The 12,068-nt window shown below is 59.2% G+C and carries 7 protein-coding genes, 2 rRNA genes and 1 pseudogene; 9 read left to right on the forward strand and 1 reads right to left on the reverse strand.

What is annotated here, in order from left to right; genetic code table 11:
• From J3351_RS08175 to J3351_RS08210, 9 genes and pseudogenes are all read left to right on the forward strand, one after another.
• Nucleotides 1–173: ribosomal RNA gene (locus tag J3351_RS08175) — 23S ribosomal RNA — on the forward strand; the annotation flags it as partial.
• A 124-nt stretch (nucleotides 174–297) separates the two neighbouring features.
• A 5S ribosomal RNA gene (rrf, locus tag J3351_RS08180) occupies nucleotides 298–414 on the forward strand.
• A gap of 757 nt (nucleotides 415–1,171) precedes the next feature.
• A pseudogene (locus tag J3351_RS14350) lies at nucleotides 1,172–1,741 on the forward strand (leucine-rich repeat protein); the annotation flags it as partial.
• 183 nt (nucleotides 1,742–1,924) lie between these two features.
• Nucleotides 1,925–3,502 carry an InlB B-repeat-containing protein gene (locus J3351_RS08185; protein WP_307862858.1) on the forward strand — a complete coding sequence of 526 codons (1,578 nt, stop codon included), beginning with the start codon at nucleotides 1,925–1,927 and terminating at the stop codon, nucleotides 3,500–3,502.
• A 207-nt stretch (nucleotides 3,503–3,709) separates the two neighbouring features.
• The gene (locus J3351_RS08190; RefSeq protein WP_207697499.1) at nucleotides 3,710–7,069 is read left to right on the forward strand and encodes a DEAD/DEAH box helicase; all 3,360 of its coding nucleotides are present in this window, start codon (nucleotides 3,710–3,712) and stop codon (nucleotides 7,067–7,069) included.
• Entirely contained in the window at nucleotides 7,066–8,064 is a 999-nt protein-coding gene (locus J3351_RS08195) for a C40 family peptidase (protein ID WP_207697500.1), read from the forward strand. Before J3351_RS08190 ends, J3351_RS08195 begins: the two co-directional genes overlap by 4 nt.
• A gap of 79 nt (nucleotides 8,065–8,143) precedes the next feature.
• Entirely contained in the window at nucleotides 8,144–9,142 is a 999-nt protein-coding gene (locus J3351_RS08200; RefSeq protein ID WP_117534697.1) for a dipeptidase, read from the forward strand.
• A 151-nt stretch (nucleotides 9,143–9,293) separates the two neighbouring features.
• On the forward strand, nucleotides 9,294–10,145 hold the full coding sequence (locus J3351_RS08205; protein ID WP_156066388.1) for a serine hydrolase: 852 nt from the start codon (nucleotides 9,294–9,296) through the stop codon (nucleotides 10,143–10,145).
• Between the two features lie 87 nt (nucleotides 10,146–10,232).
• Nucleotides 10,233–11,006, forward strand: a complete 774-nt coding sequence (locus J3351_RS08210; RefSeq protein ID WP_097770231.1) for a TSUP family transporter — start codon at nucleotides 10,233–10,235, stop codon at nucleotides 11,004–11,006.
• Between the two features lie 56 nt (nucleotides 11,007–11,062).
• Here the strand turns inward: J3351_RS08210 and J3351_RS08215 are convergent, their stop codons facing one another.
• Nucleotides 11,063–11,917, reverse strand: a complete 855-nt coding sequence (locus J3351_RS08215; RefSeq protein ID WP_035393397.1) for a DegV family protein — start codon at nucleotides 11,915–11,917, stop codon at nucleotides 11,063–11,065.
• Nucleotides 11,918–12,068: the final 151 nt, after the last annotated feature.

The following is a 12,068-nucleotide window of genomic DNA, read 5'->3' on the forward strand; positions in this document are numbered from 1 at the left end:
TACGGATCGGATAAACGCTGAAAGCATCTAAGCGTGAAGCCGACCCAAAGATAAGATATCCCACTGATTCAATCAGGTAAGATCCCTTGTAGACTACGAGGTTGATAGGCACGATGTGTAAGTGGAGTGATCCATTCAGCAAGTGTGTACTAATAGATCGAGGGCTTGACCACAATTCGCTTGAATTCTCAAGTCAATGATAAAATGTTAGCAGTGATTATTCAGTTTTGAAGGCACGTCCTTCAAGAAACACTGGACAAAGTAGAACAGAAATGTTATACTGAACCAGTCATATTGGTCGGTGACGATGACGGTGAGGTTCCACCTGTTCCCATTCCGAACACAGAAGTTAAGCTCACTCGTGCCCAAGATAGTTCGCTGGAAACGGCGCGTGAAAATAGGTAGTCGCCGACTTAAACAAAACCCCTGAGGAAGAAATTCTTCAGGGGTTTGTTTTTTTGTGCGTGTGCCTTTCCGTTAAAATAGCCTAAAAAAATCCAATGGATTTGTGAATGTTCACAAACTTCGCCCAGACCCCTTGATTTTTTATAGGGGGGGGGGGTATGATAAAGTGCGAAAAGTATCTCGTCAGCAAAACAGAAAGATCGGCAAATCAGTCGGAAGGCTGTGACGCAAGGCGGAAGGCCCGGTAGGGGCCGTCAGCTGCACTTTGCTCTGTGCAACCCTCTTCGACTATGCGGAAATGTGCCAGCGCCCCCCAAGGGGCAGTCGGTGCGGGGTTATGGAGAAGTGTATGGGAGTAGCTTTTCCGGGAACCACAATCACCTTGCCCTTGAGAAGCGGCAGACTAAAGCATAGATAGAGAGGGCAAGCACGCCCTAAAGTACAAAACGCAAAGCGTTGTACCAGCCATTTGGCTGGTGCGGCGCTTTTTTCTTTTTGTCTGGGTGCTTTTCATAGAGAAACTGGGAGTATTGATGACTGACAAAGGAGGATTTTTATGAAAAAACGGCTCATCAGCCTCTTACTGGCGTTCAGTATGATGCTGACATTCCTGCCTGCTGGGGCAGTGTCGGCATTTGCGGAGGGAAATTTGGGTCCGTATGACTGCGGAGAAACGCCGGGTACTGTCACAGCGACATTGAGCCCGAACAGCGATGGAGAAGAGGGAGAAGAGACCTATACCTTGACGATTACGGGCAATGGTCCCATGGCAAATTATGACAGATATATAACTTCATCTAATGATTCATACGCTCCGTGGTATGAGAAAATACAGAATATCACACAGCTTATCGTTGAGGGTGGCGTAACGACGCTGGGCGATAATATTCTTTATTACAGCTATTCTGATAGCAACAGTAAGTTTCACTCTTTTCATCCGAATCTGCGTAAAGTAAAACTTCCGGAAGGATTGTCCTGCATCGGCGCAAGCGCATTCTGCGACAGCCCTGAGCTGACCGAGGTTAAAATTCCAAGCACCGTAACAAAAATTAAGGACAGTGCATTTTCGAGATGCACTGGACTGACAAAGATTGAACTTCCGCCACAGCTGGAAGAAGTTGGTTATAGTTCGTTCTACGGCTGCAGTGGACTGACAGAAATCACTATCCCTTCGAGTGTCAAAACAATCCGTAGTGGTGCTTTTGAGGAATGTTACAACTTGGAAAGTGTTACCCTGTCAGAAGGAATAGGTGAGATCGGCAATGAAGCCTTTAAGCGTACGAATCTAAAATCGTTGAATATTCCCAAAAGCGTGAAGAAACTGGGGCGTGATATCGTTTATAATTGTTGGCACTTGCCTTACATTACAATTGAAGCCCCAAGTCAATTAGAGGAGACTTTCGAAGGCAGTAACGGAGTTTTTCAGCCTAGTTGTAATACAAATGTTTATTGCGAACCTAGATTAGAGCGTCTACTACGGCACTTCGACGGGAACGAAGGCTTTATTACCACCGTTGATGTGACTCTCGTAGATGGTGACACGATCACGCCGAAAAAAATTGACTACGGCGCAGACATTACGGCACTTGACAAAGACAAACCTATCAAACCGGGTTACACCTTTACAGGTTGGTATACCGATGCAGACTGCAAGATCCGATATCCGGATGCACAGCTGTTTACAAACATCAAGGGCACCAAGCTCTATGCCGGTTGGAAGTTCGACCCCGATGCTCTGGTCTGCCACCCGCTGACCGTGACCGGCGGCACTGTTACTGTGAAATACGACGACAGCGATGTGACCAATACCTTGACTGTTACTCCTGACGAGGCCACCGGCAAAAAGACCTACTCTGTACCGGACGGCGCAGAAGTGACCGTGACGCTGGACAAGGCCCTGATCCCTAAGGGCAAGGTGTTTGACGGTTGGTCTACCACCGGCAATCTCTCCCTGCTCACAGGTCAGGACTACAAGGCAGAGACCATCACCTTTACCATGAGCAGTGGTGTGGATATTGCCGCACAGTACCGTGATGCCGCCACTGTGACCATTGAGGGCCTGGAGAATGCCGTCATCAAGGAAGGCGAAAGCAAGGACTTTACTGTAAAGGTTGACCCCAAGGACGATGCCAAGCTGGGTGAGGCATTCATCGACTTTGGCAACAAGAACAGCGAGATCGAGTATCAGGACAAAAACGGTGCGTATCAGCCCATGCCGGAAGGCGGCCTGCCCATTGATCTGGGCGATGTAAAAGAACAATATGCGTTCCGCATTACTCCCAAGGAGACCGGCAAGCAGACCCTGACCGCTGCTGTCAAGCAGGGTGAGAATGAGCTTGCAACGGACGAAAAGGACTTTGTTGTGTCTGAAATGCCCATCCTGACTTTGAAGGACGGCGTGATCACCAGCGTAACAGTGCCCGGCAAGAATGGTGCTGACCCCGAGGATATCACCGAAATCGTTAAAAAGAATGCCAACGAGGACGGTTCCTTTAATGTCCCCGAGGGTGCAACGGTGAGTGTTGCATTTGATAAGGATGCTTTTGCAGATAGCGGTCTGAAATTTGGCCACTGGGATATCACTGGCCTGGATGATCCGAACGCTTATCAGGATAAGGAAAGTTTTGCCTTTGTGATGCCTGCAAAGGCCGTGACCCTGAAAGCCATGACACAGGATGCATCCATTGAAGATGACGAGCCCGATATCGTTGGCCCCATCGTGATCGGCACTACTGTTGTTGTCGGCGGTGCAGTGCTGGGATATCAGGCCTATTCTCTGGGCGCTGAATTTGCAGGCAAGCTGATGGCTCTGCCCTACTTCCCCAGCAACCGCAGCGCCCTTGCCATGATGCTGTGGGAGGATGCAGGCAAGCCCATGCCCGAATCCGAACTGCTCTACCCCGATGTCGGTCAGGAAGAGCGGGATATGGATCTGCAGCACGCCGCCCGCTGGGCCATGGAAAACGAGCTTATCCCTGACCTGAACGATGAGGGCACGGCTCCGGAAGAGATGAAATTCTATCCCGACAACACCGTAAGCAAGATCGATGTGCTGAAAGCATGGCAGAAAGCACAGGAGCTCAAGCAGAACGCCTGAGCAGCCCTAAACCAACCCCCACTTGGCCCGTAAACCGCAATGCGGGCTGAGTGTTCCAAAATTCCCAAAGTACAGAAGCGCTTCATCCTCTCCTGGATGAGGCGCTTCTGTGCTTTCCGGAACTTTTTTTCCCGGCACCCCTTGCATCCCGCCCGCCGGTGCGGTATGCTTAACCAATAGAGCATTGCAGAGGGAGGGAGACCCCGGATGGACATGGAAGAGATCCGCTACCTGTTGGGCGGCACGGTATTCGCGCGGGCCAAGGCCTACACGGACCGGATACAGGATCTGAACTGCGAAGTGGCCGGGAACGGCGTGCGCCACCTGAGCGCCGACGTGCGCGGCGGCGGGCGGAGCCTGTACCAGACCCAGGTCTGGCTGCGGGAAAACGGCAGCTTTGTCAGCGCCAGCTGCTCCTGCCCTTACAACGAAAACGGCGAGGGGCCCTGCTGCAAGCACATCGGCGCGCTGCTGATGTGGGACAGCGAGAGTCAGGGCCTTTCCGGCAGAGCGCCGCAAAAGCCCTCGGAGAGCCCGGAGAGCATCCCGGGCGTGGTGCGGGGCACGGCCAACCTGCAAACGCCCCAGCCTGAGGAGCCGCCCCGCAGGGACAGCTATGCCTCCAGCCTGGAAATGCTGTTCGGCAAGAAATGGCGGGGCGAGGAACCGGAATCCGACTACGAGGCACGGCGGCTGCTCCGGGCCTATCAGGAGGGAGCACTGGCCGAGGTGGACGGCGTGACCGGCCACGCGGAGCTGCGCCCCCACGCCGCAGAGCTGGAACCGGAGCTGACCCTGCTGCCCGGGGAGCTGCCCTGGCTGCGGCTGCGCATCTCGGCAGACGGCGGGCGGCAGTATGTGGTAAAGAGCATCCCGGACCTGCTGCGGGCCGTGGAGAAGCACGGCTTCATCAGTTACGGCAAGGCGCTGGAATTCCAGCACAGCTGGGAGGCCTTTGCCCCGGAGGCACAGCAGCTGCTCCGCCTGCTGCGGCGGCAGCTCAGCGCAAAGGAAGGAGCCGAGGCGGCCCTGCGCAGCTACGGCAATGCGCCCCGCAGCGGGCCTGCCGGGGGCATCCCGCTGAACGGCGAGATCTTTGACGGTCTGGTGGCCCTCTATGCCCCCACCGGCAATCTGGGCGGCTACACCCTCAAGACCGGCATCCCGGCCCTGACCATGCGGGTGGAAAAGCGCCGGGGCGGCGTGGAGGTGTCCGTGACCCCCGCGTTGGGATGGAAAACGGGTTTAGACAACGACTATTTATACAGTGAGGATACGATCTGGCAGCTGGACCGGGCCGAAAGCGCCCGGATGCGGCCCGCCCTTGAGGCGCTGTGCGGCAAGAGCCTGTTCTTTACCACCGGGGATGCCACCGCCTTTTGCAGTTACGTCCTGCCGGAGCTGGGCAGCAGGGTGACCATTGAGGACCCCGAACGCCTGCTGCTGAATCAGATCCCGCTGGAGCCGGTGGTGCAGTTTTACCTTGACGCGCCCACGCGGGAAACGGTGCGGGCGCACCTTGAATTTTTGTACGGCGAGGACCGCGTCACACCGGAGGAACCGGGGCCTGCCGGTCTGCTGCGGGATGCCCGCGCCGAACAGCGGGCCGGGCGGCTGCTGGGGCGGTACCTGGAGCCGGGGCCGGACACCATGGGCAACGGCCTTGCTGCCCACTACGATGCCTATGAGGAGGATGAAGTCTACCGCTTCCTCGATGAGGGCATCCCGGCCCTGCTGGCCGAGGGCGAGGTCTACCTGACCGATGCCTTCCGCAGTATGCAGGCCGCGCCGCCGAAGATCTCGGTGGGGGTGTCGGTGCACGGCAGCGTGCTCGACCTGGAGGTGGACACGGGGGAGTTCCCGGTGGGGGAGCTGAAAGCCCTGCTGAGATCGCTCCACCAGAAAAAGCGCTACCACCGCCTGCGCGATGGCCGTCTGCTCCGGCTGGACGATTCTATGGAGGTGCTGGACGAGCTGAACGAGACGCTGGAGCTTTCCGGGGCCAAACTGGGCCAGGCCCACGCCCGGCTGCCCCTGTACCGGGCCCCCAGTCTGGACTGGGCGCTCTCGGGGCAGAACGGCATCCGCTTCAACCGGGACGATGCCTTCCGCCAGCTCAGCCGGAGCTTCCACGCGGTAAAGGACAGCGAGTATACACCGCCCGCGTCTCTACAAAAAGTTTTGCGAAAATACCAGCGGGACGGCTACCGCTGGCTCCGCACGCTGGATGGCTACGGCATGGGCGGCATCCTTGCGGATGATATGGGTCTGGGCAAGACGGTGCAGGTGCTCAGCTATCTGCTGGCCCTCCGGGAGCAGGGCGGGAACCCCCTGCCCAGCCTCATCGTCTGCCCGGCCTCGCTGGTGCTGAACTGGGCCGAGGAATGCCAGAAGTTCACGCCGGAGCTGAACTGCGTTGTGGTGGACGGGGATGCTGCCCACCGGGCCCAGCTGGCCGAGCAGTGGGACGGGGCCGATGTGGTGGTGACCAGCTATGACCTGCTCCGCCGCGACGAGACCCTGTACGAGAACCAGAAATTCTACGCCTGCATCCTGGACGAGGCCCAGGCCATCAAGAACCACACCACCCAGAAATACAAGGCGGTGTGCGGGGTGAACAGCCGTGTCCGCTTTGCGCTGACCGGCACCCCCGTGGAGAACCGCCTGGGTGAGCTGTGGAGCATCTTCTCCTTCCTGATGCCGGGCTACCTGCCGCCCTACAAGAGCTTCTGCAGCCGGTTTGAAAAGCCCATCACGCAGGAAAACGACCCGGCGGCGGTGCGGCGGCTGAACCAGCTCACCGGGCCGTTCATCCTGCGCCGGATGAAGTCCGAGGTGCTGAAGGAGCTGCCCCCCAAAACAGAGAATGTCTACCGCATCGAGCTGGAGGAGGAGCAGCGCAAGCTCTACCTTGCCGCCGTGGTGGATGCCCGGGAGAAGCTGCGGGCCGCCAAGCCCGAGGACAAGATGGCGGTGTTCGCCGTCCTCATGCGGCTGCGGGAGATCTGCTGCGACCCCCGGCTCATTGCCGACAACTGGGCAGGCGGCAGCGCCAAGCTGGATGCCTGCATCGAGCTGGTCACCAGTGCCGTGGAGAGTGGGCACCGCATCCTGCTGTTCAGCCAGTTCACCTCCATGCTGGAGCTGCTTGCCAAGCGGCTGGACGCAGAGGGCGTGAGCCACTTCACCCTGCAGGGCTCCACCCCCAAGCCGGTGCGTGCCGAGCTGGTGCGCCGCTTTAACGGCGGCGAGGCCAGCGTGTTCCTGATCTCCCTGCGGGCAGGCGGCACCGGCCTGAACCTGACCGCCGCCGATATCGTCATCCACTACGACCCGTGGTGGAACGTGGCAGCCCAGAATCAAGCCACCGACCGTGCCTACCGCATCGGCCAGCAGAACCCGGTGCAGGTGTACAAGCTCATCGCCCAGGACACCATTGAGGAAAAGATCGTGGAGCTGCAGCAGGCCAAGCAGGATCTGGCCGAGACCGTCACCGGCAGCGCGGATGGTGCCATCCTGCGCATGAAGCCGGAGGAGCTGCTGAATTTGTTGGAGGGAACCGAATGATGCAATACGCCCTATTTGCCCGGCCTGTCGTGACCATTTACGACCTGCCCCAGACCACGAAACAGAGCGAGGCGGGCCTTGTTTCCACCATCGGGGACGAGGGCCTGTACGGTCAGGCCTGTCAGGTGCGCACCGCCCCCGGCGGCGTGACTGCCGAGGGAGTGCCCCTCTCCCCGGAGGTGGCCGAGGTGGTCACCTTTTACGGCTACCACGGCTTTGTCCGGCGGGATGCGCTGAAATTTGTCAGCGAGGATGCGCTGCGGGCCTACCTGCCCCAGCCGCTGGTGCTGGTGGGCCGTGCCACCGATGTGCTCAGCCTGCCCAAGGTGCAGGGGGTGCGGATGCTGGAGCTGGAGCGGGGCTGCCTGCTCTGCCGCCTGCCCGAACCGCCCGAGGAAGCCGAGGCCCACACCGGCTGGGCCAAGGTGGCCCTGCTGGATGGCCGCACCGGCTATGTCCGGGACGTGGCGCTGGAGCCGGTGCGGTTTGAGATGACCGCCGTGTTCACCCAGCGGGAGGGGCTGGCCTTTGATGACGCACTGGCCGAGGCCCGGAATATTACCGCCGGGGAGCTGGTGCCGCAGGCACTGCAGGCGTGGTACGACGGCAGCGAGGAAGCGTTCCGGGATGCCGTCTGCGCGCAGGCGAAAAAGTATCTGGGCACCGAGTACCGCTGGGGCGGCAAATCGGGCCGGGGCATTGATTGTTCCGGCCTTGTCAGCAGCGCCTATATGCAGTGCGGCGTGCTCATCTACCGGGATGCCAGGATCGTGGAGGGCTGGCCCATGCACCAGATCCCCTTTGCAGACAAAAAGCGGGGCGATGCCCTCTATTTCCCCGGCCATATCGCCCTTTACCTTGGCGAGGGCCGCTACATCCACTCCACCGGCGCGTCCGCCAGCGGCGGCGTGGTCATCAACAGCCTTGACCCCGCCGACCCGCTGTACCGGGAAGATCTGGTCAAGAGTCTGTATGCGGTGGGGAGTGTGTTCTGATAAAGTAACTCACCCTCTCAGTCAAAGCCGTCAGGCTTTGACTGAGAGGGCGAGGATGTTATAGGAGGAAGAACAATCCATGAAAGTCTTTGATCTACATTGTGACACCCTGAGCGAGCTGCGGCGCGCGGAGATGCGGGGCGACGGGCAGACCTTTGCCCACAACAACGGCCACATCGATCTGGAAAAGCTGGAGAAGGGCGACTACATGCTCCAGTGCTTTGCCGCCTTTGTGAATCTGGCCGACCCCACCCCGGGCGCGGACCCGCTGGTGACGGCGCTGGAAGAGATCGATGTGTTCAAGCGGATGATGGAGCGGTATTCCGACAGGATCGCCCCTGTCTACCGCCCCGAGGATATCCGCAAAAACGCCGAGGCGGGCAAGATCAGCGGAATGCTGACCATTGAGGAAGCAGGCTGCTGCAAGGGCAGTCTGGGCGTGCTGCGCCGGATGTACGAGCTGGGCGTGCGGATGATGACCCTGACCTGGAACCACGAAAACGAGCTGGCCAGCCCCAACGTGGTGCCCGGCAACGGCCCCATCTGGCCCTGTATGCCCAACACCGAGACCGGCCTGAAGGAGAAGGGCTTCGAGTTCCTGGCCGAGATGGAGCGCCTGCACATCATTGCCGATGTGAGCCACCTGTCCGATAAGGGCTTCTGGGACATTGCGGAGCACAGCACCCGCCCCTTTGCGGCCAGCCACTCCAACTGCCGCGCCCTGGCCCCCCACTGCCGCAACCTGACCGATGAGATGATCCGGGTCATGGCGGAAAAAGGCGGTCTGGTGGGCCTGAACTACTGCGCGGGCTTTCTGGATGACCAGCCCAGCCCCGACCTGTGCCGCAGCACCACGGCCCTGATGGCCAAACACGCCGCCCATTTCAAGCAGGTGGGCGGCATTGAGATCATCGGTCTGGGCAGTGACTTTGACGGCATCGGCGGCAAGCTGGAACTGAGCGACTGCTCCAAAATGCCCCTGCTGGCCGATGCCCTGCGGAAAGAGGGCTTCACCGAGGATGAGGTGGAAGCCATCTTCTTCCGCAACGCACAGCGTTTCTTTGAAAACAACCTGTAATCACCGTTGGTATCAAAATCATCGTTGCAATCGTTGATAACGTTGGTGAAAAAGAAAAGTTAGCAACGATAACAACGATATCAACGATAATAATGTCTTAACGGTAAGAATGAAGTATAACGGAAAGTATAGAAAAGTTGAGGGATTCCAGATGGATCAGAATATGACATTGGAAAAGCGCATTGCCGCCGAGCTCTATTCCTATCAGGGCAGGATGAGCGTTTTTGTGGACGACCTGCGCGGCAGCACGGTGGAGATCGGTGCCGACGAGGAGTTCGAGACGGCCTCCACCATCAAGGCGTTCATTCTGGCGGTGCTGTATCTGCAGGCCAGCCGGGGCAGGGCTGACCTGGAGGAGGAGATCACCTACGAGGCCAGCCAGTTCGTGGACGGCTCCGGGATGCTCCGGGCCCTGGGCGTGGGGGCAAAGCTCAAGGTGAAGGACACCGCCACCATGATGATCATCTGCTCGGACAACATCGCCACCAATATGATCATCGATTACCTGGGGCTGGACACCATCAATGCCTGCATCCGGGAATTGGGCTTTGGGCACACCGTCCTGCACAATCCCCTCCACTTTGACCGCTACGACAAGCTGGGCACCACCACGCCCCGGGACTACGCCGCCCTGTTTGCGCAGGTGGCAAAGGGTACGCTGGTCAGCAAAGAAGCCAGCGCCGCCATGCTGGGCATCTTCCGCCAGCAGCACTACAACACCATGCTGACCCACGATTTCCCCCAGTTCTATCTGGACTGTGAGGAGACCGGCGAGCCGGAGCTTCTCTGGGTGGCCAGCAAGAGCGGCAGCATGAACGCCTGCCGCAACGACGGCGGCATCATCCACACCCCCTACGGCGAGTATGTGATCGTTCTGATGAACAAGGAGTTCCATGACATCATCGAGTACAACGACCACCCCGCCATGGTCTATGGTGCCCGGGTGTCCCGGATGATCCTGGATCAGATCCTGGCCTGCGAGGGAAAGCTGTATCTGAAGTAAACCTCTCAGGCGCTTCGCGCCAGGTTCACGCTGCGGTGACGGAGAGGTTTCGCAAAGAAGTACATAAGGAGTAGGAAAGTAGAACGAATGGAAATTACATTATCATTGCCAATGCTGCTGTTTTTGATGCTGATGACCGGGTTTGCGGGCTTTGTGGACTCGGCGGCGGGCGGCGGCGGCCTGATCAGCCTGCCCGCCTACCTGTTTGCGGGCCTGCCGGTGCATTACACCTACGGCACCAATAAATTCAGCGCGGCCTGCGGCACCACCTTTGCCACGGCGCAGTTCTTCCAGAAGGGAGCCATGAACATCCGGGTCGGCCTGCTGGCGGCTGTGGGCAGCTTTGTGGGCAGCGCACTGGGCTCCCACATCGTGCTCCTGCTCAGCGATCAGGTGCTGCGCACCATGATGCTCATCATCCTGCCGGTGGCGGCGGTGCTCATCCTCTGGCGGCGGGACCTGCCCGACGAGAACCGGGACGACGGCACCCTGAACGCAAAAAAGGCGGTGCTGGCTCTTGCCATCGGGCTGGGCATCGGCCTGTACGACGGCATCTTTGGCCCGGGCACCGGCACCTTTGCCATCATTGCCTTTACCACCCTGATGGGCTTTGACCTGCGCACGGCGGGCGGCAACGCCAAGGTGCTCAACCTTGCCAGCAACTACGCCAGCCTGGTAACGTATCTTTCCAGCGGGCTGGTGGTGTTCTCCATCGGCATCCCCTGTGCCATCAGCGGCATTGTGGGCAACCTGCTGGGCTCCCACTTCGCCCTCAAGAACGGCGCAAAGTTCATCCGCCCCATGATGCTTGTGGTGCTGGTGCTCCTGCTGGGCAAGATCGTTTCGGACGCGGTGCTGTGAACCAACAAAAAAGAGGAACTGCCGGGAAAGCAGTTCCTCTTTTTGATTGGGTAAGATCAAAAGGTGAAGCCCTCATCGAGGAAGGCCAGGCCGAACGCGCCGGGGCCGGCGTGGGTGCCGATGACACAGCCGATCTGGCGCACAAGGGCCTCGTTCCGGCCCAGATTCTCCTGCAGGTAGGTCTGGATGGGCTGCACCTCGCGGGGGGCGAGGGTGTAACCGGCCAGCGCGTCGGCGCAGGTGCTGATGCCGCCCAGCTCCTCGATCTTCTTGAACAGGGCAACGTAAGCGCCGGGCAGGCCCCGGGCCTTGCCCGCCATAACGACCTTGCCCTCCTTGATGGTGATGAGGGGCTTGATGCCCAGCATCCCACCGGCCACGGCCACGGCGGCGGGCAGGCGGCCGCCCTTGCGCAGATACTTCAGGTCGTCGATGACAGCCACCAGATGCAGATGCTCCTTGGCGTGCTCAAGGGTGGCGGCGATCTGCCCGGCAGTCTTTCCGGCATCCCGCAGCTGAACAGCCAGCCGCACCAGCAGGCTCTCGCCCAGGCAGACGTTCTCGGAATCCACAAAGAGGACATTGTCCACATTGGCCATGTCTGCGGCCAGCCGGGCGCACTGGCAGGTGCCGGACAGCTCATGGGAGAGGAAGATGCCCACCACTTCGTCCCCGGCGGCAGCCGCCTCAAGGAAGAAGCGCTGGAACAGCTCAGGGCTGGGCTGGCTGGTAGTGGGCAGCTTGTGGCAGCGGGCCATCACGCCGTAATACACGGTGGGGGTCATGTCCACGCCGTCCCGGAGCACGGTGCCGTCCTCCAGGGTGACGTTCAGGGGGATGACGGTCACGCCCAGCTGCTCGGCTTCAGCGGGCAGGATGTCGGATGCGGAATCGGTAAGAATGCGGATCATAGTAATACCTCCAACGGGGCCAAGAACGGATAACCCGACCAAATCAATCAAAAAGTCGTATAGGAATATACCAGAGACGACGGGAAATGTCAATTGTTTGAATCAATATTTCTTCGTATTTTCGCAATTCCGCTCCGTTTTCTTGCACAAA

The organism is Faecalibacterium sp. Marseille-Q0746, assembly GCF_017377595.1.
GTDB lineage: Bacteria > Bacillota > Clostridia > Oscillospirales > Ruminococcaceae > Faecalibacterium > Faecalibacterium duncaniae.

Bases quoted from the DNA above. Each gene is read 5' to 3' on its own strand.
- J3351_RS08190 (WP_207697499.1), top strand. From the start codon at position 3,710: ATGGACATGGAAGAGATCCGCTACCTGTTGGGCGGCACGGTATTCGCG.
- J3351_RS08205 (WP_156066388.1), top strand. From the start codon at position 9,294: ATGGATCAGAATATGACATTGGAAAAGCGCATTGCCGCCGAGCTCTAT.
- J3351_RS08215 (WP_035393397.1), bottom strand. From the start codon at position 11,917: ATGATCCGCATTCTTACCGATTCCGCATCCGACATCCTGCCCGCTGAA.
- J3351_RS08195 (WP_207697500.1), top strand. From the start codon at position 7,066: ATGATGCAATACGCCCTATTTGCCCGGCCTGTCGTGACCATTTACGAC.
- J3351_RS08200 (WP_117534697.1), top strand. From the start codon at position 8,144: ATGAAAGTCTTTGATCTACATTGTGACACCCTGAGCGAGCTGCGGCGC.
- J3351_RS08210 (WP_097770231.1), top strand. From the start codon at position 10,233: ATGGAAATTACATTATCATTGCCAATGCTGCTGTTTTTGATGCTGATG.